Genomic DNA, 21,220 nt, shown 5'->3' with positions numbered 1-21,220 from the left:
TTTATGCTTTGCGTCCGGCGAGCAGCGGACGCACGTCGGCGAGATGGCCGGTGACGGCGGCAGCGGCCACCATCGCCGGCGACATCAGATGCGTGCGTGCGCCGGGGCCCTGACGACCGCGGAAATTGCGGTTGGTGGTGGAAGCGCAACGCTCGCCCGATGGCACCAGATCGCCGTTGATGCCGACGCACATCGAGCAGCCCGAGTCAGCCCATTCGAGGCCGGCGTCGCGGAAGATCTTGTCGAGGCCTTCTTCCTCGGCCTGCTTCTTCACCAAAGTCGAGCCGGGGGAGACGAGGCCGGGCACCTTCGCCGTGCGACCGGCGAGCACTGCCGCGGCGGCGCGCAGATCCTCAATGCGTGAGTTGGTGCAGGAGCCGATGAAGATGCGGTCGACCGTGACGTCGGTGAGCTTCTTGCCCGGCGCGAGGCCCATGTAATCGATCGCGTCGCGCAGGTACTGCGCGCGCGCCGGATCGCTCTCGCGATTGGGATCGGGCACGGTGGCATCGATCGGCAGGGCGTCGTCCGGGGTCGTGCCCCAGGTGACGATGGGCGCGATGGCCGCGGCATCGAGCGTCACTTCATGATCGAAGGAGGCGCCGGCGTCGGAGGCGAGCTTCGACCAGTCCTCGACGGCGCGGTCGAAGTCCGCGCCCTTCGGCGCGTAAGGGCGGCCTTTGACATAAGCGAATGTCGTGGCATCGGGCGCCACCATGCCGCAGCGGCCGCCGGCTTCGATCGACATGTTGCACAGGGTGAGGCGGCCTTCGACCGACAAAGCGCGGATGGCGCTGCCGGCGAATTCGATCGCGTGTCCCTGCGCGCCGTCGGCGTGGATGCGCGCGATGATCGCCAGCGCGATATCCTTGGCCGCAACGCCGGGCGTGGTCCTGCCTTCGACGGCGATGCGCATGCGCTTCGGCTTCTTCTGCCAAATCGTCTGCGTCATGAGCACATGCGCGACTTCGGACGCGCCAATGCCAAAGGCATAAGCGCCGAGCGCTCCGTGCGTCGATGTATGGCTGTCGCCGCATACGACAAGGAGACCTGGCAAAGTGAGGCCTTGCTCGGGGCCGACCACGTGGACGATGCCTTGGCGCGGATCGTGCAGTCCGAAGAGCTTGATCGCGTTCTCTTCCGTATTGGTCGAGAGGTTACGTACCATCGCCGCGATTTCAGGATTGGCAATGTCGTGATCGCGCCCGCGCGTCGGCACGTAATGATCGGCGACGCCGAAGGTCAGCGAAGGTTCGGCGGCGTGGCGGCTGCGCGCCTTCATCTGGCTGAAGGCATGAAACGAACCTTCATGGACATAATGACGATCGACCCAGAGGAGCGCGGCACCGTCCTCGCGGCGCGTGATCTCGTGCGCGGCCCACAGTTTGTCGATGAGAGTAAGCGGCTCTGCCATGCGCGGCCCGTTCCTTCTTGCGCATCATCTATGAGCACGGCTGCCGGAAAACGAGGCTTGCCGTGGGTTCCCAATAATGTATGCTAAAAGATACCAAGTAAAGGGCGCCTGTCCGCGGCGCCGCGAGACGAGGGAAAACGGGCGTTGCGCGATTGGCTCGGCGAGGCGAAGGCGAAGCAGGTCTACATGGTCCTGCGTGACCGCATCTTGAGCGGTGCCGTCGGCTTCGGTGCGCGGCTCCCGACCGAAAACGAACTGGCCGAAGCGCATGGCGTGTCGCGCGTCACGGTGCGGCGCGCGCTCGGCGAGCTCGAGCGTGAACGCCTGATCGAACGCCGCCGCAGCGCCGGCACGCGCGTGATCTACCGGCCATCGCCGGCGCCGATGACCGCGGATTTCTCCGGCGTGCTCGCGAACCTCGCCGATATGGGGCGTCGCACGGCGGTCAAGTTGCTTTCTTTCGACTACGTGCCCGCGGAGGGGGCCGTTGCGCAGATGTTGCGCGCCCAATCCGATCAGTTGCTGCAGCGCGCCGTGCGCGTGCGCTCGGTCGACGGCGTGCCATTTTCTTATCTGACGACGCATGTGCCCGAGAGCGTATCGGTCACCTTCACCAAGCAGGAGTTGGCTTCGCGTCCGCTCCTCGAACTGCTGGAGCGCGCCGGCGTCAAGGCCGAACAGGCGCGGCAGCGTCTCAGTGCCGTGCTGGCGACGCCGGACGTCGCCGAAGCGCTCGATGTGCGTACTGGCTCGCCGCTCATTGAGCTTGTTCGCGTGGTTTATGGGCAGGATGGCCGCGGCGTGGAACACCTGCACGCTTTGTATCGGCCCGACCGTTATGCTTTCGAGATCGAACTCGTGCGTTCCGGCGCTGACGAGAGGCGGGCGTGGGAGCCGGTGCTCCGCACCCACGGCCAGCCGACAGACGAAGGCAGCCGCGACAAGCCGGCGGGTAAAGCCAAGCCATCGCGTCTGAAATCATTGTCTTAAACGAGAGGGGAAGGAACATGTCGATATTGCCATTCAGCCGCCGCAGCTTTCTCGCCAGCACCGCGCTCGGCGCAGCCACGCTGGCGATGCCGGCGGTTCTGCGCGCGCAAGGGGCCGGCGTTAAGCTCGGCATCCTGCATCCGGTGAGCGGCGCGCTGTCTTACTCCGGTACGCAAGGCCGCCTGGGTGCGACTCTCGCCATCGAAGAACTCAACGCGGCCGGCGGCATCAAGGGCCTCGGCAAGATCGACCCGATCCTGGGGGACGCGCTGTCGACGCCCGAAGGCGGCACTGCCGAAGTCGAGAAGATGAACGCGGCCGGCGTCGCGGCCATCGTCGGCGGCTACGCTTCGGCCATCTGCCTTGCGGTCAGCCAGGCGGCCGCGCGCTACGATCTGCCTTACGTCGTCGACGTCGGCGTCGCCGACTCGATCGTCACCCGCGGTCTCAAGAACACGTTCCGCTTCGGTCCTGGTTTCGGCGCGATCGCCAAGACGGCGATCGAGAACCTCGCCGCCATCAACGACGCCGCCGGCAAGCCGGCCAAGACGGTGATGATCGTGCACGAGGACTCGCTGTTCGGCGCGGGCCTCGCCAAGCTCCTGAACACCGAGCTGCCCGGCCGAGGTTTCCAGATCCTCGAGACCATCGCACACCCGACGCCGACGCGCGATTTCAACAACGTCGTGCTGAAGATGCGCGCGCAAAACCCGGATCTCGTGATTCCGGCGAACTACTACAACGAATACGTTCTGCTGGCGCGTACGATGCAGCAGCAGAAGGTGAAGCCGAAGGGCATCTACTCGGTGCTCGGCGGCGCGGCGTCGTCCTACAAGTTCGTCAAGGAATTCCCCGAGGCGGCCAAATACATCATGGACTGCAACCACTGGTTCGATCCGAAGAATCCGAAGGCCCTCGAGCTGAAAAAGAAGGTCGAGGATAAGGGGCAGTTCTACACCTACGAAGTCTACATGAACTATTCCGCCGTTCTGCTCGCCGCGGACGCCATCGCGCGCGCCGGCACCGCCGACCGCGCCAAGGTGACGGAAGCTTTGGCCGCCTCGACCTTTGCCGGCCACGTCATGCCTTACGGCCCGACCAAGTTCGTCAACGGTCAAAACCAGGGCGCGGCGCCGGTGAACACGCAGGTGCTCGATAACGACATCAAGGTCGTGCTGCCCGAGAAGTTCGCGCAGACTAAGCCTGTCTTCCCGATGCCGGCCTGATCGGTGTCGTCCATCAAGGTTGTGCGGGCGGCGTCATCGGCGCCGTCCGCTCAAGCTTTTCCGAGTGATGAATCTATCTGAGTGAAACGCGTCTCGTGCTGTCGCCTGTCATCCTGATCCCGGCCATTCTCAACGGTCTTCTGACCGGGGCGGTCTATGCGCTCGTCGCGCTCGGGCTGACGCTGATCTACGGCGTGCTGCACATCATCAATTTCGCGCATGGCGCGCTGCTCAGCGCGGCCATGTTCGCCGCCTTCTTCGCCTTCAAGGTGCTCGGGCTCGACCCATATCTCGCCGTGTTCATCGTGGCTCCGGCGTTCTTCGTGCTCGGCTATGGCCTGCAGCGATTCGTCATAGGCCCGACCTCGCGCGGCGATGACCGCAACATGCTCCTGGTGACGCTCGGTCTGTCGGTGGTCATCGAGAATGTGCTGCTCTACGCGTTTCGTGCCGACACCCGCACCATCGACGTGCCTTACGCCTTCGAGACCCTCGATCTCGGCTTCACCTTCCTGCCGATCCCGCGTCTGATCGGCTTTGGCGTCGTCTTCGTCGTCGCGTTGGCACTGTGGTTGTTGATGCGCTTCACCGATGTCGGCAAGGCGATCCGCGCCGTGGCCAAGGAGAAGCTCGGGGCGCAACTGTCCGGCATCGACGTCGCGCACGTCTACGCCATGACCTTCGGGCTCGGCACCGCCTGCGTCGCCATCGCCGCCTGCCTCTTGATGCCGACCTATTACGTGAATCCGACCGTCGGCAACGCCTTCGTCCTCATTGCCTTCACTATCGTCGTGCTCGGCGGCATGGGTTCGGTGCCTGGCGCGCTGGTCGGTGGCTTCGTCATCGGCGTGGTCGAAAGCCTGTCTGGTCTGTTTCTCGGTGAATCGCTCGGCCAGATCGGCATCTTCCTGATCTTCATCGCGGTGCTGCTGGTGCGGCCGACCGGTTTGTTCGGAGCCAAGGCATGAAGCGCCTCGGCGCCATCATCCTCGTCATTGCCGCACTGGCGGCCGTGCCGCTGGTCGTGCAGTCGAACACGACGCTCAACTTCCTCGTCGTCACACTGCTGGTCGCGCTGGCGGGGCAGGGCTGGAACATTCTCGGCGGCTACGGCGGACAGTATTCGTTTGGCCACGCGGCGTTCTTCGGCACGGGCGCCTACACGACCGCGATCCTCCAAGTCCGGTACGGCGTCAATGCCTGGCCAGCCTTTGCGGCCGGCATTGCGCTGGGAGCGGCCGTCGGCGGCGTGATCGGCGCCTTGACGTTCCGCGCCGGCCTGCGTGGGTCCTACTTCGCACTGGTCACGCTGGCCTTCGCCGAGGTGCTGCGCATCATTGCCAGCGTCGCGCCGATCACCGGCGCCGGGGTCGGCACTTTGGTGAAACTCGACCTGCGCGTCGAGGTGCTGCAGTTCCAAAGCCGTGCCGCCTTCTACTGGTTCATCCTGGCACTGGTCGCCCTTTCGCTCTTGATCGCCTATGCGATCGAACGCTCACGCTTCGGCGCCTACCTGATCGCCGTGCGCGAGAACGAAGACGCGGCCAAAGCGCTCGGCGTAAACACGACGCGCGTCAAGCTCGGCGCCATGATCATCTCCGCTGCCATCACCGCGGCGTCCGGCTGCTTCTACACGCAGTACTTTCTCTTCGTGGACTCCGGCATCGCTTATGGCGCACGCATGTCGATCGAGGCGCTGCTGACGCCGATCATCGGCGGCGTCGGCACGGTGTTCGGTCCGCTGCTCGGCGCGCTGGTGGTGCAGGGGCTCGGCGAGGCGGCAAAGCACGTCGCCGGCGATGCGCCCGGTCTCAGCCTGATTGTTTACGGCTGCGTGCTGGTGCTGGTCATCGGCTTTACGCCGCGCGGGCTGATCGGCCTTGTCGACACAGCGCGCCGTTATTTCGTACGCCCGGCAAAGCGGGAGGCCGTCAATGGCTGAGCCGCTGCTGTCGGTCGAGCGCGTGTCCTGCCGCTTCGGCGGCCTGTTGGCGGTGAATGCCGCTTCGCTGAATGCGGAGCCCGGCTGCATTACCGGCTTGATCGGCCCGAACGGCGCCGGCAAGACCACGCTCTTCTCGATCATTTCTGGTTTCCAGAAGCCGACCGACGGCCTCGTGCGCTACAAAGGTGAGGCGATCACCGGGCTGCCGCCACACGAACTGGCGCGGCGCGGCATCGCGCGCACCTTTCAGATCGTGCAGCCTTTCGCCGGTCTGTCGGTGCGTGAGAACATTTTGGTCGGCGCGCATCTGCGCCATCCCAAGCGCGGGGACGCGCTCGCCGCCGCCGACAAAGTTGGCCGCGAGCTCGGCCTTGGCGATATGCTCGACCGGCCGGCCGACACGCTCACCGTCGCCGGCCGCAAGCGGCTCGAGCTGGCGAAAGCGCTGGCGACGGAGCCGCAGTTCCTCTTGCTTGATGAAGTGCTGGCCGGACTTAACCCGTCCGAGATCCGCGATATGGTGCCGGTGATCCGCGCGCTGTGCGACCGCGGCATCACCATTCTGATGATCGAACACGTGATGCAGGCGGTGATGAGCCTGTCGCGGCATATGTTCGTGCTCGCCGAGGGCAGCATCATCGCGCAAGGCGCGCCGAGCGAAGTCGCTTCCGACCGCCGCGTGATCGAGGCCTATCTCGGCCATGGCGCCGCCAAGAAGCTGGGGGTGGTGTCATGACCGACGCGCTCCTCGAGGTGCGCGGCCTGCGCGCCGGTTACGGCGAGACGAAGGTCTTGTGCGGCGTCGACCTCACGGTGGCACCGGGCGAGATCGTTGCGGTGCTCGGCTCCAACGGCGTTGGCAAGTCGACGCTCAACCGAACGCTCTCGGGTATCGTGCGTGCGCGCGACGGCTCGATCCGTTTCGACGGCGCTTCGATCGAGAAGGAGAAGCCGCCGGCTATCGTCGAACGTGGACTGATCCACGTGCCGGAAGGCCGCCGCATTTTTCCGAATATGACGGTGAGCGACAATCTCGATCTCGGCAGCTATCGCCGCGCCACCGCGCGCCGCGCGCAGAACCGCGAGCGCGTGTTCTCCATCTTCCCACGCCTGCGTGAGCGCACCTCGCAATATGCCGGTACGCTTTCCGGCGGCGAGCAGCAGATGCTGGCGATTGGCCGCGGCCTGATGGCCGAGCCGAAGTTGATCATCCTCGACGAGCCATCACTCGGCCTGTCGCCTTTGCTGGTCGAGGAACTGTTCACGCTGATCGGGCGTATCCGCGCCGACGGCGTTGCTATCCTTTTGGTCGAGCAGAACGTGGTGCAGAGCCTGGAAGTGGCCGACCGCGCTTACATCCTGGCGGAAGGCGTCTTCGTGATGTCCGGTGCCGCCGCGGCGATTGCCGCCGACCCTGAACTCAAACGCGCTTACTTGGGCCTTTAATTCGGACTTTAGCCGGGACTAAAACGAATGACCGAAAAAACGCTGCGCGCGCGTCTCGCGCGTCCGTCCATTCTCGTCGCGCCGGGCGTCTACGACCCGCTCACCGCGCTTATCGCGGAGCAGGCGGGCTTCGAGGCGATGTACGTTTCGGGGGCGGCGATCGCCTACACCAAGCTCGGCCGGCCCGACATCGGCCTCGTCAGCTTGAGCGAAGTCGTCGATACGGTGACGCTCATCCGCGATCGTGTCGGCTCTTATCTCGTCGTCGATGCCGACACCGGCTACGGCAATGCGCTCAATGTCGAACGTACTGTGCGCCTTTTGGAGCGGGCGGGGGCCAACGCCATCCAGCTCGAAGATCAGGATTTCCCGAAGCGTTGCGGTCATCTCGACGATAAGGCGCTAATCCCGGCGCTTGAAATGGCCGGCAAGATCAAAGCCGCTGTCGATGCGCGCCACTCGCGCGAGACCTTGATCATCGCGCGGACCGATGCCGTGGCGGTGGAAGGGCTCGACAGTGCCATCGCCCGCATCGCGGCCTATCGCGAAGCCGGCGCCGACATGCTGTTCGTTGAAGCGCCGCGTGAGCGCACGGAACTCGCCCGCGTCGTCGAACGCGTCGGCACAGGCCTGCCGCTGATGGCCAACATGGTGGAGGGCGGCAAGACACCGATCGTACCCGCGCACGATCTGGAAAAGCTTGGCTTCTCCTTTGTCATCTTCCCTGGCGGCATCGTGCGCGCCATCGCCAAGGCGGCGCAGGACTTCTACGCGACGCTCAAGGCCGACGGCACGACCGACGCCTTCCGCCAGAAGATGTTCGACTTCAACGCGCTCAACGGTCTCATCGGGACGCCTGAGACTTTGGAGCGCGGCAAATGGTACGCGGACTACAAGCCGGGCAAGAACTGATGCGCACGCTCGATCCCGTTACGCTCGCCGTGCTCAACGGCCGTCTCGTTCAGATCGCCGACGAGATGGACGCGACGCTCTACCGCTCGGCCTTCAACCCGATCATCGCCGAGGCGCATGACGCCTGTCACGGCCTCTATCACGCCGAGACCGGCGCCACCTTGGTGCAGGGCACGTCCGGGCTGCCGATCTTCGTCGGCGCCATGGCGTTTGCCGTGAAGGCGGTGATCGACAAGGCCAAGGCGCAAGGTGACCTGAAGGAGGGCGACACCTATCTCTTCAACGACCCTTACGACGGCGGCACGCATCTCAACGACTTCCGCCTGGTGCGGCCGGTTATGCGTGGCGGAAAGGTGTTCGCCTGGCTCGCCTCGGTCGGCCACTGGCTCGACGTTGGCGGCAATGTGCCCGGCAATTTCAATGCGAAGGCGACCGAGAGCTTCCAGGAAGGCTTCCGCATTCCGCCGGTGAAGATCGTGCGCGACGGCGTGTTCCAGGAGGATGTCGCCGATATCCTCGCGGCCAATTCGCGCGTGCCGCAATCGAACTGGGGCGATCTCAACGGCCAGCTCAACGCACTGCACCTCGGCGAACAGCGCGTGCATGCGCTGCTCGACGAATACGGCGACGATACCGTCGCCGCGGCGCTGCAGGCTTTGTCGCAGCGCGCCGAGGCGCTGATGCGTGCCAACATCGCGGCGCTGCCGGACGGCACCTATTCGTATGACGATTTCCTCGACAACGACGGCATCAGCGACGAGCCGCTGCGCATCGCACTCGCCCTGACCATCGCCGGCGACCGTATGACGCTCGACTTCTCGCGCTCGGCGCCGCCGTGCCGCGGCCCGCTGAACATCGCGCGCTCGACCGCGGTCGCCTGCTGCTATGTGGCGCTCAAGCATCTGTTCACCGATGTGCCGGCCAATGCCGGGTGTCTCGCGCCGATCGACTTCGTCATCCCCGATACGACATTGCTCGGCGTGTCGGCGCCGAAGCCGGTCGGCGGCTATACCGAGACCATCTTGCGCGTCATCGACACCGTGTTCGGCGCCTTCGCCAAGGCGGCGCCGGAGCGCGCCAATGGCAGCCCTTACGCCACCATCAATGCGCTGTCGCTCGCCGGTTGGCGGGCGGATCACAAGCGCTGGGTGATGTTCTGCTTCTTCGGCGGCGGCCTCGGTGGTAACCCGGAAGGCGACGGCCTCAACCACGGCAATAACCCGATCTCGACGGCGACCATTCCGCCGGCGGAGATCCTGGAGTCGCTTTATCCGATCATGTTCACGCAGTGGGCTTTGCGCCCGGATTCGGCCGGCCCCGGGTTTAACCGCGGCGGCTGCGGCGCGATCTACGAGATCGAGGCGCTGAACGAGGGCGACACCGACGTATTCCTGCTCGGGGAGCGCGGCAAGTTTCCGCCCTTCGGCGTCAATGGCGGCAAGAGCGCCGCGCTCAACCGCTTCTTCTTTGAAGCCGAGAGCGGCGAGCGCTCGCCGGATCTCGTGTCCAAGATCACCGATGTGCGCATCAAGCGCGGCCAACGTGTGCGGCTGGAAACGCCGGGCGGCGGCGGCTTCGGCGATCCGATGACGCGCGAACCGGGCCGCGTCGCGCGCGACGTCGTGCTCGGCTACGTGTCGCGCGAGAAGGCGGCGAGCGATTACGGCGTGGCCGTCAACGCCGACGGCACGGTCGACGACGGTGCAACCGCGAAGCTGCGCGGAGGGGCCCGCGCGTGAGTGAGAAGATGAGCGAAAAGAAAGCCATCGTCGGCGTCGATGTCGGCGGCACGTTCACCGATCTGTTCCTGTTCGATGAGGCTGCGCGCACGTTCCGCACCGCCAAGGTACCGTCGAACCGTGGCAACGAAGCCGCCGGTTTCATGCAGGGCCTCGAAGCGCTCGGCAAAGTCGAGAATTTCGGCTCAATCGTGCATGGCACGACGGTCGGCACCAATATGCTGCTGGAGCGCAAGGGCACGCGCGTCGGCGTCATCACCACGCGCGGCTTCCGCGACGTGCTGGAGATGCGCCGCCGCGATCGGCGCCAGACCTGGGGCCTGTGGGGCGACTTCACGCCTATCGCCGATCGCGACCTGCGCCTCGAAGTCGACGAACGCACCTTGTCGGATGGATCGATCCGCACGCCGGTCGATGTCGATGCCGTGCGCAAGGCGGCGGAAGCGCTGAAAGCGAAGGGTGCGCAGGCGCTCGCCATTATCTTCATCAACGCTTATGCCAACGCAGAGAACGAGAGACGCGCCTTCGAAGCGGCGCAGGCGGTGTGGCACAACGAGCATGTCTCGGCGTCGCACCAGGTGCTGCCGGAGATCCGCGAATTCGAGCGTGCCTCGACCACGGGTCTCAACGCCTATCTGCAGCCCGGCGTCGCGGCCTATCTGGCGCGTCTCGAAAATGCGCTCGCCGACAACAGCTTCAAAGGCACCTTCCACATCGTGCAGTCGAACGGCGGCGTGATGTCGACCAGGACCGCGCGCCGCCTGCCCGTGCGCACGGCCCTGTCGGGGCCGGCGGCGGGGGTCATCGCCGCGGCGGCGATTGCCCGCGCGGCCGGGCACGAGAACATCATCACCGGCGATCTTGGCGGCACCTCGTTCGACGTGTCGCTGGTTGCCGGCGGCAAGCCGTCGCTGGCGGCGCAGACCACCATCGACTTCGGCATGGTCATTCGCACGCCGATGATCGAGATCACCACCATCGGCGCCGGCGGTGGCTCCATCGCCTGGGTCGATCGCGGCGGTCTGTTGCAGGTCGGCCCGGAAAGCGCCGGCTCGGTGCCGGGCCCGGTTTGTTACGGGCAGGGTAATGACCGCCCGACGCTCACTGACGCCCATGTCGTGCTCGGCCGCATTAATGCGGCGCGGCCGATCGGGGGCAAGCTCGCCTCGCTCGACGTCGAGGCGGCCAAGCGCGCCATCGCCACGCATGTCGCGCAACCGTTGAACATCGACGTGATGGCGGCGGCCGAAGCCATCGTCCGGGTCGCCGATGCGCGCATGGCCGGCGCGATCCGGCTCGTCTCGATCGAGCGCGGGCACGATCCGGCGAAGTTCGTCGCTATGCCGTTCGGCGGCGGCGGCGCACTGCATGTCAGCGCACTGGTGAAGGAGATCGGACTGAAGGGCGCGCTGGTGCCGCGCTTCCCCGGCGTCACCTCGGCGCTGGGCTGCGTCATCGCCGACCTGCGCCACGATCAGGTGCAGACCGTCAATCTCATGGTGGACGGCCTCGACATCGCCGCGCTCGACAAGCGCATGGTGACGGCCGGCAAGGAAGCGAAGGCGGTGGTGGACTCCGCCGGCATCGCCGTCGAGCGCATCGATGTGCTGTTCGAACTCGACATGCACTATCTTGGGCAGACGCATACGGTGGCGGTGCCGCTGCCGGTGACGTTCGGTGACAACGGCACCGGTGTCACCGAAACAACGATCCGCGCGGCGTTCGATAAGACCTACGAAGCCGCCTTCGGCCGGCTGCTGCCAGGCATTCCGACGCGCATCGTCTCGCTGCGCACGGCGGCGATCGGTCGTCGTCCAGCCTTTGACCTGTCGGCTTTCTCGCCGGGGGCGGATGCGTCTCTGGACAAAGCGGCAAAGGGCGCGCGCCAAGTGTTCCACGGTGGCCAGTGGCATGAGACGAAAGTGTGGTCGCGGCTCGATCTGCCAGCCGGCAGCGTGATCGAAGGGCCGGCGGTGCTGGAGCAGCCCGACGCCACCATCTTCATCGATCCCGATCTTGCCGGCCGCGTCGATGCGCTGGGCAATCTGGTCGTGGAGCGCAAGTCATGAACTTAGCGACAACGGCGCTGCTGCTGGTCGATCTGCAGAACGACTTCATTCATCCGAACGGCGCGTATGCGCGCGGCGGCGCCGTCAGCGCCGAGGCGGCCGCCTTGCCGGCAAAGCTCAAGCCGCTGGCCGATGCGCTGCGTGCCAAAGGCGGCGTGGTCGGCGGCACCCTGTTCACCTTGGTGCCGGGCCGCGGCGGCGAACCGATGATCTCACCGCATCTGAAGAAGCTGCGGCCGTTCCTGCGCAAGGGCGATTTCCTGCCCGGCTCGTGGGGCCAACAGGTGGTCGATGAGCTGCAGCCGCTCGACTTCACGGTCGAGAAGCTCGCTTACTCGGCTTTCTATATGAGCCGTCTCGAATGGCTCCTACGCAAGTTCGGTATTGAGCGGCTGATCGTCGGCGGCATCGTCACCAATGGCGGCGTCGCTTCCACCGTGCGCGATGCGCATGTGCGCGACATCGAGGTCACCGTGCTGGAAGATGGCTGCGCCGCGCCGACGCCGGCCATGCATAAGGCCGCGATCGAAGGTTTGCGCCCGGTCGCCGATATCGCCGCCATTGCCGAGGTGCTCAAGAGCATCGGATGAGCCGCGTCCTGCCGCCGCCGGAAAGTTTTGAGGCCCAGGTGGCGCTGGTCATCGTCGGCGCTGGCGCGGCCGGTTTGTGTGCGGCTTTGGCGGCGAAAGAGGCGGGCGCCGATCCGATCTTGATCGAGCGCGACGCCGTGCCGGCCGGGTCGACGGCGCTATCGGCGGGTTTGATCCCTGCGGCGGGCACACGCTTCCAGCGCGCCAAGGGCATTGCGGACAGCCCTGTGCTGTTCGCTGATGACATTCAGCGCAAGGCGCATCATGAGAACGACACTGCGCTGGTCGAGGTGGTGGCAAGAGAATCCGGGCCGACGGTCGAATGGCTCGCGGAGACTTACGGCCTGCCGTTCGATGTCATCGACCACTTCACTTATCCAGGCCATTCGGCGATGCGAATGCATGGCCTGCCGACACGCTCCGGCGCCGAGCTGATCGACCGCCTGCGCAGCGCCGCGGAAGCCGCCGACGTCACAATCCTCACCGAAAGCCGCGTCGAAACTCTGTTTGCGGATGAGCAATGCCGCATTCGCGGCGTCGAGCTGACGCGCGCGGATGGCGGGCGTGAAAGGGTCGGCTGCGACGCGGTTGTTCTGGCTTGCAACGGCTATGGCGGCAATGCCGCGCTGGTGCGCGAACTCATTCCGGAGATGGCGGACGCGCTCTATTTCGGCCATCCCGGCAATCAGGGCGAGGCGGTGCTGTGGGGCCGCGCGCTCGCGGCGCAGCTCGCGCATCTCTCCGCCTATCAGGGCCACGGTTCAGTGGCGACGCCGCACAACATCCTCATCACCTGGGCGGTCGTCGCCGAGGGCGGCTTCCAGGTGAACGCGCAAGGCCGTCGTTTCAGCGACGAGACGCATGGCTATTCCGAACAGGCCGCGGAGGTGCTGCGCCAGCCCGGCGAGATCGCGTGGGACGTGTTCGACGCGCGCATTGCCGAGATCGCGCGGCAGTTCGAGGATTTCCGTGCGGCGGAGAAGGGCGGGGCGCTGATCACTGCCGACACGCTGGCAGAGCTCGCCGCGCGCATGCGCGTGCCGTTCGCGTCGTTTGCCGCCGACTGTAAAGAAGTGGAGGCGCTGAAGGCGCGCGGCGGCGCCGACCGCTTCGGCCGCGTGTTCAAGCCGGCACAGGTGCTGACGCCGCCCTATCACGCGGTGAAGGTGACCGGCGCGCTGTTCCACACGCAGGGAGGACTTGCCGTCGACGCCCAGGCGCGCGTGAAACGTCAGGACGGCGGCCTGTTTCCCAATCTGTTTGCGGCCGGCGGCGCGGCGGCCGGCGTGTCGGGCGAAACCGCGGCGGGCTATCTCTCCGGCAACGGCCTTTTGACGGCGACCGTGCTGGGGCGTCTCGCGGGCAAAGCGGCCGCCGCCCTCGCTTGAGTATCGGCGCTGCCGGTCTCACAATGTCTGGCGTTCACATGAGCCAGGGCACCATGGATCAAACGACAGCAAACGAAGACCTCCTGTTCGAGGTGAGGAACGGCATTGGCTGGGCAACGTTCAACCGGCCGCAGGCACGTAATGCTTTCACCTTCGCGATGTACGAGCGTCTCGCGGCGATTTGCGAGAAGGCCAACGAGGATCGCTCCATCAAGGTCATCGTCTTTCAAGGCGCCGGCGACAAGGCCTTCGCCTCGGGCACCGACATCAATCAGTTTCGTGCCTTCAAAACCCCGCAGGACGCGTTGGAGTATGAAGGCCGGATTGACCGCGTTCTCACGACGATGGAGCAGTGTCGCGTGCCGACCATCGCCGCCATCTCCGGCGCCTGCACCGGCGGCGGCGCTGGTATCGCCGCCTGTTGCGACATGCGCATCGGCACCAAGACCACGCGGATCGGCTTTCCCATCGCGCGCACGCTGGGCAATTGCCTGTCGATGTCCAACTTGAGCCGCTTCGCCGCGCTGGTCGGGCCGGCGCGGGTGAAGGACCTGATCTTCACCGCGCGTCTGGTCGGTGCCGAGGAGGCGGCTGCCGTTGGGCTGCTCAATGAGGTTGTCGAGGATCACGCCGCGCTCCAACACCGCGCGAATGAACTCGCGACATTGATCGCCGGCCATGCGCCGCTCACCTTGGCCGCGACCAAACAGGCGTTGGCGCGCCTCACGCGGCGGCTGTCGCGCGAGGAGGGCGAGGACCTGATCCTGAGCTGCTATATGAGCCAGGACTTCCGCGAGGGCATGGACGCGTTTCTCAACAAGCGTCCGCCGCAGTGGAAGGGGGCGTGAATCTTCTTGCTGTCATGCCCCGCGCAAGCGGGGCATCAAGTACATGATGGGGAGGGTGGTGGTTACTGGATCGTCCGCTTTCGCGGACGATGACGGCAGTCTCTCAAATCGACTCCGAATAATCGCTATACGCGTCGCGCACGATGACGATATGCGCCCGCATGGCGTTGGCGGCGTTGAGGCGCTCGCCGCGCAGGATCGCTTCGACGACGCGGTCGTGCTCGACATGCGATTGCGCGAGGCGGCCTAGATTGCGGAACTGCGCGCGACGGAACGGCTGCACGCGCGCCCGCGTCATCACCGTTGTTTCCATCAGGTAGCTGTTATGGCTGCCGTTGTAGATCGTCGTGTGAAATATCTCGTTGAGCTCGTGATAGCGCTGTGGATCGCCGGCCTGGATCAAGACGCGCAGCCGCTCGTGGATGTCCTCCAGCGCCCGCCGTTCGCCAATCGTCATGCGCTCGGCGGCAAAGCCCGCGCAGAGGGCTTCTAGTTCGGCCATGGTTTCGAACATGCCGGCGAGTTGGTCTTCGCTCGGCTGCGCGACCAAAGCGGCGCGATGCGGGCGGACTTCGACCAGGCCGCTCGCCGAGAGGAGCCGGATGGCCTCGCGGACAGGCGTGCGCGACACGCCGAACCGGCGGGCAATGGTGATTTCATCCAGCGGCGTGCCGGGCAGGATGCTGCCATTCACGATCTCGTCGGCAAGCTGGAGCCGCAATTCTTCCGACCGCGTTTTGCGCGGCAAGGTTTCGGCGCGGCTTTGGGCCGCGGATACGGGCATGCTCATGCGAGATATTGCCTCCGGCAACGGCGGGTCACACCGGCGGGTGTGGGATCGCCGTCAGCAGGTCGCGGGTATAGTCCGCTTCCGGGGCCACCAGGACTCGCTCCGTCGGGCCCTGTTCGACGATCTGTCCGCCCCGCATAACAATGACACGATCGCAGAGGAGTCGCACCACGTTGAGATCATGGGACACGAAAAGATAGCTCATGCCTAACGAATCTTTCAGATCTTGCAAGAGGTTAAGCACGACGGCCTGGACGGAGACGTCCAGTGCCGCAGTCGGTTCGTCGAGGATCACGAGATCGGGCTTGAGCGCGATGGCGCGAGCGATGCCAACGCGCGCCTTCTGGCCGCCGGAAAGCTGATGCGGGAACCGGTCGAGAAGGTCGAGCGGCAGCCCAACCTGTTCGGCCAGTTCCTCGCACCGGGCCCGCACCGCGCCGCGGCCGGTGAGGTTACCCAGCCGGAGGATCGGATCGGCGATGGCGCGTGCCGCGGTGAAGCGGGGGTTGAGACTGTCCGTCGGGTCCTGAAACACCATTTGAATGCGCTTGCGCAGCGGCAGCTTGGCGAATTGCCGCGCGGGGATTTCGCCAATGTCCTCCCCGTCGAACTGGATCAGGCCCGAGGTCTTGTCGATGAGCCGCATCAGCATCATCGACGTCGTCGACTTGCCGCAGCCGGACTCGCCGACCAAGCCGACGCTCTCGCCACGGCCGATGGTGAAGCTGATGCCGTCGACAGCCTTGAACGATTCGGGCTGCGGCGTGGGCTTCGGCCCGAACAACTTGGAGAAGGCCGAGGGGCCGCCCTTGCGCGGATATTCCTTCACCAGCTTCTCGACGACGAGCAATGGTTTCGCATCGGCGTTGACCGGCGTACCGAGGGCGGCAGCTGCCGGCCGCGCGCTCTCGCCCTCCGGTAACAGGCCGCGCAGGCTCACGCCGGGACGCGGCGTCGCGCGCATCAGCTTGCGCGTATAATCGTGCGCCGGCTGCTTGAAGATCGTCGCAGAGGCGGCGGTCTCGACCACCTTGCCTTTCTCCATCACCACCACCTTGTCGCAATAGGCGGCGGCAAGGCCGAGGTCGTGGGTGATGAGGATGGTGGACATTCCCCGCGCGCGCGTCAGCTCCATCACCAGGTCCATCACCGCCTTCTGCGTGGTGACGTCGAGGCCGGTGGTCGGCTCGTCGGCGATGAGCAGTTGCGGCCGGCAGGCAAGCGCGAGGGCGATCACCACACGCTGGCACATGCCGCCTGAGAGTTCGAACGGATAGGCGTGATAGCGCTCGCGCGGCCGGGCGATACGCACTTGCTCCAGCGCCTCGATCGCCTTGTCAGCGGCGGTCTCGTTGCCGACCTGCGCGTGCTGCAGCAGCACGTCTTCGATCTGCTTGCCGATCTTGCGGATTGGGTTGAGGGCCGCGCGCGGATTCTGGAAAATCATCGACATCTCGCGGCCGCGCAGATCGCGCATGTCGCCTTCGGAGGCGGTGCGCAAATCGAGGCCGGAGAACATGACGCTCCCGTCGGCGATCTTGCCGGCGCGATCGAGGATGCGCATGACGGCGTAGGAAGTCACCGATTTGCCTGAGCCGGACTCGCCGACGATGCCGAGCGTCTCGCCTTTGGCGACGGAGATGTCGACATGCTGCACGGCGCGCACGGTGCCGCGCCGCGTGGCGAATTCGACGGTGAGGTCGCGCACGTCGAGCAGCGGCAGCTTGGGATCGGTGGTCAGGTCGGCTTCGGGGTAGGTCTGCGCGTCCATGGTCGCCACTCACTTCGCTTGTTCGGTCGGATGCGAATGCAGCCGGCACGGCGGGCTCCCTCTCCCCGTTGGGGAGAGGGTTGGGGTGAGGGGGTAACGATCTATCGATAGGCCATAACCCCTCACCCGGCGCACTTCGTGCGCCGACCTCTCCCTATGGGAGAGGTGAAGCGGAGCAAGCGGCACCGTCCGTAACATCGTTGCCTCACGTGCGCCGTTGCGGGTCGACGAGATCGCGCAGGCCATCGCCGAGCAGGTTGAAGCAGAACACCGCCAGCATCAGCGCGAGGCCGGGGAACAGCGCCACCCACCATTCGCCGGAGATGATGTTGGCGGCACCTTCGGCCACCATGATGCCCCATTCCGGCGTCGGCGGGCGCACGCCGAGGCCGATGAAGGACAGGCCGGCAGCATTGAGGATGGCGTAGCCCATGGTGAGCGAGACCTGCACCATCATGATCGGCATAATGTTCGGCAGGATATGCATCAGGAGGATGCGAAACTCGCCGTTGCCCGACAGGCGCGCGGCCTGCACGAAGCCGGCGTCGCGCCGCACGTTCGCTTCGGCGCGCGCGACGCGCACATAGAGCGGAAAGTTGATGATGGCGGTGGCGATGACGATGTTGGTGACGGTATTGCCGAGCGCGGCGACAATACCCATGGCGAGCACGAACAGCGGGAAGGCCATGATGGTGTCGGAGATGCGGCCGATGATGCGATCGGTCCAGCTACCGAAGAATCCGGCGGCGACGCCCGCGATTCCGCCCAGGACGAAGACCAGGGCCACCGAACTCAGGGCGATGATGAAGTCGAGCCGTGTGGCGACCAGCACGCGGCTGAAGATATCACGGCCGAGCAGATCGGTGCCGAACCAGTGGGCGAGCGAAGGCGGCTGCAATGTCGCCGTGGTGTCGCTCGCCAGCGGGTCGTAGGGCGCCACATACGGGCCGAAGACGGCGCAGAGCGCGATGAAAAGAAACAGCGCGAAGGCGAAGCCGGTGACCGGATTGTCCGCCATCACGTAACGGGCATGGCGCAAAAGTGAGTTACTCGGCGCTTTCGCCGCGGGCGTGCCGAGCGGGACGGTGGTGTCGGTCATCCTTCCAGCCTCACGCGCGGGTCGATCAGACCGTAGAGAATGTCGATGACGAGATTCAGCGCCACATAGAGGATCGCCATCGCCAGCACGAAGCCTTGGACCGGCGCGAAGTCCGAGGCGATCAGCGCCTCGACCGCATAGGAGCCGATACCCGGCCAGGCGAACACCTTCTCGACCAGCACATTGGCGCCGAGCAGGAACGAGAACACCATGCCGAGCGTGGTGATGACCGGCAGCATGGCGTTGCGGAAGGCATAAGTGAGGATGACGGTGCTGTTGGCGAGGCCGGAGGCGCGTGCGGTGCGTACGAAGTCGGAAGCGAGCACGGCGAGCATCGATGCACGCGTCATGCGCGCGATCGGCGCCAGCGAGAAGATGGCGAGCGTCGCCCCAGGCAGCAACAACTGGCCGAACGCGGCGCGGAAGGTCTCAAAGTCGCCGGTGACGAGGCTGTCGATGACATAAAAGCCTGTGATCGTCGGTGGCGCGCTGGCGAAGGCGTCGAGCCGTCCGATCGGCGCCGGCGACCAGCCGAGGCGAAAATAGAAGACATAGACGAGCAGTAGGCCGGTGAAGAAAACCGGCAGCGACACGCCGGCGGTGGCGACCACGCGACATGTGTGATCGATCCAGGAGCCTTGCTTGATCGCGGCGAGGATGCCGAGCGGCACGGCGATGACGAGCGACAGGATCAGGCCGAACAAAGTCAGCTCGGCCGAAGCGGGCAGGCGGCTTCTGATTTCGGCAACGACCGGCTGGCCGGTTGACAGCGAGTTGCCGAGATTGCCGTGGGCGAGATCGCTGATATAGCGGCCGAACTGCTCGGGCAGCGGCCGGTCGAGACCGAGCGATTTGCGCACCTCGGCGATCGAGTCCGGCGTCGCCGCGGGACCCGCGAAGTAGACGGCGGGATCGCCCGGCAGGACGCGTGTGAGAAGGAAGGTGACGATCACCACACCGATGAGCGTCGGGACTACGGTCACAAGCCGCTTGGCGATGGTTGTGATCATCCCTGTCTATCCCTTTGTCGTCGCGATCGTCCGCGGGCACGGCGCCGACGCGGCGCACCCGCGGACGGATGTCGCATCAGGCCTTCACCAGAGAGCGGTAATCGACCTGCCGGTGGAACCAATAGCAGTAGCCCGAGATGTTCTTCTGCGTGGCGAGGTTGAGCATCGGCTGGAACAGCGGAACGCGCGGCACGTCGTTGTAGGCTTTGGAGATGAAGCCGATGACGTCCTTCTCGTACTTTGCCTTGTCGCCGGTCGCCGCCGCAGCGCGGGCGCCGTCGATGAAGGCGTCCATCTCCTTGTCCTGGTAGCTCGGCGTGTTGAAGATCGCGTTCTGTCCGGAGTAGCACCAGAAAAAGAAGTACTCTGGATAATCCAGCCAGCCGGAGAAGAAGTTGATCATCAGCGGCATCGACTTCTTCGCCATCTCACTGCGCCAGTTCGAGCCCGGCACCTTGTTGATGGTGGTCTTGATGCCGATCTGGGCGAGGCTTTCCTGCACCAGCACGGCGATCGGTTCGCAGATATCGGCGGTGCCGAGGTCGAAGGAGAGCGTGGTCTCGAAGCCGTTGGCGGCTCCCGCTTCCGCCATCAGAGCCTTGGCCTTGGCGATGTCGGTGGTGTAGCCGGTCTTGGCCGGCCAGTCGGTATTGGTGACGGTGTTCGAGGCGCCGCCGAACAGCGGAATAGCGAGGCCGAACATGGCCGCGTCCATGATCTTCTGATAGGGCAGCGCGTAAGCGACGGCCTGGCGGACTTTCTCGTTATTGAACGGCGGATTCTTGACGTTCAGTTCGACCGAATACATCCCGTTGGTGATCGGGTTGGCGATGATCGCGAGTTTGCCTTCCTTCTTCATCTCCGCCGTGTCTTTGCTCGGCAAATCGAAGGAGATGTCGGCGTCGCCGCGTTCCATCAGTGCGCGGCGGTTGCCCGAGGAGGGAACGATGCGCCAGATGATCTTCTTGAGCGACGGCAACGGACCGCTGACCCAGGCGTCGTTGCGCTCGTAGATAACCTCCGTGCCGGGCTTCCAACTTGTCACCTTGAAGGCGCCGCCGCCGGCGGTGTTGTTCTTGGTGTATTCGAGCGCCCAGGGATCTTTCTCGGTCGCATGCTTCTTGAGCAGCCCGGAATTGTAGATGCTCGGCACAATGGTGGCGATGTCGGGGATCGTCAGCCGGTCTTTGTTCAGGAAGTCGACGCGGAATGTGTAGTCGTCGACCGCGACGAACTGCTCGGGCTTGACCATCGACCCGGCTTTCATCTGCACGGTCGGGAAGCCGCCGGCGCCGACCGCGCGGTCGAACGACCATTTCACGTCCTTGGCCGTGATCGGCGTGCCGTCGTGAAACTTGGCATTCTTCTTCAGCTTGAAGGTGACGTTCATGTCGCCGGTGACCATGTCGTCGGCGAGCTCGAGCTTGAACTTGTCGCGGTCGTAAGAGAGGGTGCCGTCCGCCAGCTTCTTCTTGTCGTTGACAATCAGGCGGTCATAGCAGTTCCATGACACCTCATAGCCCGGACGGTTGGTGCCGACGCCATGGATGTCGAGGTTGTTGGGCCCGTTCTCGCTGACCAGCAGCAGCGTCTCCTTGCGCGATTGAGCTTTGGCAGGAGAGAAAACGGCCGGGGCGGAGACGGCCGATGCGGCCGCCACGGCGCCCGCCGATTGCAAAAAATCACGACGCTTCATAAGGGACCCTCCGAGATGGACAGGGTCTCTCCGCAAAGGCCGTGCCAATTGCGGCCGCGGGGAAAGCGTCGTCTATCATGCTGGCGGTGCGATAGAATTCGTCGTTGCGGCTAAGACCCGGCCAGCGCAGTCGCGTCGCATTGCATACAGTTAAAAATAAATGCACAAAAAATAAGCACGCGCACTGTGCGTTGCTTGTCGCGCTATGAGGCCCGTCACGGCGCAGACCGGCCTGTATGGCCGCCGCAAAAAATACAGCGCTCAAGTTGCTTGGCCATGCGCGGGGG

The 21,220-nt window shown here is 65.2% G+C and carries 18 protein-coding genes; 12 read left to right on the top strand and 6 right to left on the bottom strand.

What is annotated here, in order from left to right:
* Position 1: 1 nt before the first annotated feature.
* On the bottom strand, positions 2 to 1,414 hold the full coding sequence (gene leuC / locus DW352_RS10515; protein WP_115690997.1) for a 3-isopropylmalate dehydratase large subunit: 1,413 nt from the start codon (positions 1,412 to 1,414) through the stop codon (positions 2 to 4).
* Positions 1,415 to 1,558: 144 nt separating this feature from the next.
* Between leuC and DW352_RS10510 the strand changes: the two genes are divergently transcribed.
* The 12 genes from DW352_RS10510 (at position 1,559) to DW352_RS10455 (ending at position 14,567) form a co-directional block, all read left to right on the top strand.
* Entirely contained in the window at positions 1,559 to 2,404 is an 846-nt protein-coding gene (locus DW352_RS10510) for a GntR family transcriptional regulator (protein WP_210209961.1), read from the top strand.
* Positions 2,405 to 2,421: 17 nt separating this feature from the next.
* On the top strand, positions 2,422 to 3,630 hold the full coding sequence (locus tag DW352_RS10505) for an ABC transporter substrate-binding protein (protein WP_115690995.1): 1,209 nt from the start codon (positions 2,422 to 2,424) through the stop codon (positions 3,628 to 3,630).
* Between the two features lie 95 nt (positions 3,631 to 3,725).
* Positions 3,726 to 4,598, top strand: a complete 873-nt coding sequence (locus DW352_RS10500) for a branched-chain amino acid ABC transporter permease (RefSeq protein WP_115690993.1) — start codon at positions 3,726 to 3,728, stop codon at positions 4,596 to 4,598.
* On the top strand, positions 4,595 to 5,572 hold the full coding sequence (locus DW352_RS10495) for a branched-chain amino acid ABC transporter permease (protein WP_115690991.1): 978 nt from the start codon (positions 4,595 to 4,597) through the stop codon (positions 5,570 to 5,572). Before DW352_RS10500 ends, DW352_RS10495 begins: the two co-directional genes overlap by 4 nt.
* Positions 5,573 to 5,576: 4 nt before the next feature.
* Positions 5,577 to 6,311: an ABC transporter ATP-binding protein gene (locus DW352_RS10490; protein WP_115694354.1), complete on the top strand. Its 735-nt coding sequence runs from the start codon at positions 5,577 to 5,579 to the stop codon at positions 6,309 to 6,311.
* On the top strand, positions 6,308 to 7,021 hold the full coding sequence (locus DW352_RS10485) for an ABC transporter ATP-binding protein (protein ID WP_115690989.1): 714 nt from the start codon (positions 6,308 to 6,310) through the stop codon (positions 7,019 to 7,021). Before DW352_RS10490 ends, DW352_RS10485 begins: the two co-directional genes overlap by 4 nt.
* 27 nt (positions 7,022 to 7,048) lie before the next feature.
* Positions 7,049 to 7,933, top strand: a complete 885-nt coding sequence (locus tag DW352_RS10480) for an isocitrate lyase/PEP mutase family protein (RefSeq protein ID WP_115690987.1) — start codon at positions 7,049 to 7,051, stop codon at positions 7,931 to 7,933.
* A complete protein-coding gene (locus DW352_RS10475; RefSeq protein WP_115690985.1) occupies positions 7,933 to 9,672 on the top strand; it encodes a hydantoinase B/oxoprolinase family protein in 1,740 nt (579 codons plus the stop codon). Before DW352_RS10480 ends, DW352_RS10475 begins: the two co-directional genes overlap by 1 nt.
* 8 nt (positions 9,673 to 9,680) lie before the next feature.
* Positions 9,681 to 11,741, top strand: a complete 2,061-nt coding sequence (locus DW352_RS10470; RefSeq protein WP_115690983.1) for a hydantoinase/oxoprolinase family protein — start codon at positions 9,681 to 9,683, stop codon at positions 11,739 to 11,741.
* Positions 11,738 to 12,331 (top strand): cysteine hydrolase family protein, encoded by a 594-nt coding sequence (locus DW352_RS10465; protein WP_115690981.1) that lies wholly within the window; start codon positions 11,738 to 11,740, stop codon positions 12,329 to 12,331. Before DW352_RS10470 ends, DW352_RS10465 begins: the two co-directional genes overlap by 4 nt.
* A complete protein-coding gene (locus tag DW352_RS10460) occupies positions 12,328 to 13,719 on the top strand; it encodes an FAD-dependent oxidoreductase (protein WP_115690980.1) in 1,392 nt (463 codons plus the stop codon). The genes DW352_RS10465 and DW352_RS10460 overlap by 4 nt, the downstream gene beginning before the upstream one ends.
* A gap of 53 nt (positions 13,720 to 13,772) precedes the next feature.
* Complete coding sequence (locus DW352_RS10455; protein ID WP_115694353.1) at positions 13,773 to 14,567, top strand: enoyl-CoA hydratase/isomerase family protein; 795 nt, start codon at positions 13,773 to 13,775, stop codon at positions 14,565 to 14,567.
* A gap of 103 nt (positions 14,568 to 14,670) precedes the next feature.
* On the opposite strand, the gene DW352_RS10450 is transcribed toward DW352_RS10455, so the two are convergent.
* The 5 genes from DW352_RS10450 to DW352_RS10430 all read right to left on the bottom strand — a co-directional run bounded on the left by DW352_RS10450 (position 14,671) and on the right by DW352_RS10430 (position 20,933).
* Positions 14,671 to 15,357 carry a GntR family transcriptional regulator gene (locus tag DW352_RS10450; protein WP_115690978.1) on the bottom strand — a complete coding sequence of 229 codons (687 nt, stop codon included), beginning with the start codon at positions 15,355 to 15,357 and terminating at the stop codon, positions 14,671 to 14,673.
* Between the two features lie 28 nt (positions 15,358 to 15,385).
* Entirely contained in the window at positions 15,386 to 17,128 is a 1,743-nt protein-coding gene (locus DW352_RS10445) for a dipeptide ABC transporter ATP-binding protein (RefSeq protein WP_115690976.1), read from the bottom strand.
* A gap of 205 nt (positions 17,129 to 17,333) precedes the next feature.
* Entirely contained in the window at positions 17,334 to 18,227 is an 894-nt protein-coding gene (locus DW352_RS10440; protein ID WP_115690974.1) for an ABC transporter permease, read from the bottom strand.
* The gene (locus tag DW352_RS10435; RefSeq protein WP_115690972.1) at positions 18,224 to 19,237 is read right to left on the bottom strand and encodes an ABC transporter permease; all 1,014 of its coding nucleotides are present in this window, start codon (positions 19,235 to 19,237) and stop codon (positions 18,224 to 18,226) included. The genes DW352_RS10440 and DW352_RS10435 overlap by 4 nt, the downstream gene beginning before the upstream one ends.
* 76 nt (positions 19,238 to 19,313) lie before the next feature.
* Entirely contained in the window at positions 19,314 to 20,933 is a 1,620-nt protein-coding gene (locus DW352_RS10430; RefSeq protein WP_115690970.1) for an ABC transporter substrate-binding protein, read from the bottom strand.
* Positions 20,934 to 21,220 lie beyond the last annotated feature (287 nt).

Origin of the sequence: Pseudolabrys taiwanensis (assembly GCF_003367395.1) — a bacterium.
GTDB lineage: Bacteria > Pseudomonadota > Alphaproteobacteria > Rhizobiales > Xanthobacteraceae > Pseudolabrys > Pseudolabrys taiwanensis.
The sequence above is the reverse complement of the archived record's forward strand: the minus strand, read 5'-3'. Positions and strand labels throughout refer to the sequence as shown.

Bases quoted from the DNA above. Each gene is read 5' to 3' on its own strand.
- leuC (WP_115690997.1), bottom strand. From the start codon at position 1,414: ATGGCAGAGCCGCTTACTCTCATCGACAAACTGTGGGCCGCGCACGAG.
- DW352_RS10505 (WP_115690995.1), top strand. From the start codon at position 2,422: ATGTCGATATTGCCATTCAGCCGCCGCAGCTTTCTCGCCAGCACCGCG.
- DW352_RS10495 (WP_115690991.1), top strand. From the start codon at position 4,595: ATGAAGCGCCTCGGCGCCATCATCCTCGTCATTGCCGCACTGGCGGCC.
- DW352_RS10485 (WP_115690989.1), top strand. From the start codon at position 6,308: ATGACCGACGCGCTCCTCGAGGTGCGCGGCCTGCGCGCCGGTTACGGC.
- DW352_RS10480 (WP_115690987.1), top strand. From the start codon at position 7,049: ATGACCGAAAAAACGCTGCGCGCGCGTCTCGCGCGTCCGTCCATTCTC.
- DW352_RS10475 (WP_115690985.1), top strand. From the start codon at position 7,933: ATGCGCACGCTCGATCCCGTTACGCTCGCCGTGCTCAACGGCCGTCTC.
- DW352_RS10470 (WP_115690983.1), top strand. From the start codon at position 9,681: ATGAGCGAAAAGAAAGCCATCGTCGGCGTCGATGTCGGCGGCACGTTC.
- DW352_RS10465 (WP_115690981.1), top strand. From the start codon at position 11,738: ATGAACTTAGCGACAACGGCGCTGCTGCTGGTCGATCTGCAGAACGAC.
- DW352_RS10460 (WP_115690980.1), top strand. From the start codon at position 12,328: ATGAGCCGCGTCCTGCCGCCGCCGGAAAGTTTTGAGGCCCAGGTGGCG.
- DW352_RS10455 (WP_115694353.1), top strand. From the start codon at position 13,773: ATGGATCAAACGACAGCAAACGAAGACCTCCTGTTCGAGGTGAGGAAC.
- DW352_RS10450 (WP_115690978.1), bottom strand. From the start codon at position 15,357: ATGAGCATGCCCGTATCCGCGGCCCAAAGCCGCGCCGAAACCTTGCCG.
- DW352_RS10445 (WP_115690976.1), bottom strand. From the start codon at position 17,128: ATGGACGCGCAGACCTACCCCGAAGCCGACCTGACCACCGATCCCAAG.
- DW352_RS10440 (WP_115690974.1), bottom strand. From the start codon at position 18,227: ATGACCGACACCACCGTCCCGCTCGGCACGCCCGCGGCGAAAGCGCCG.
- DW352_RS10435 (WP_115690972.1), bottom strand. From the start codon at position 19,237: ATGATCACAACCATCGCCAAGCGGCTTGTGACCGTAGTCCCGACGCTC.
- DW352_RS10430 (WP_115690970.1), bottom strand. From the start codon at position 20,933: ATGAAGCGTCGTGATTTTTTGCAATCGGCGGGCGCCGTGGCGGCCGCA.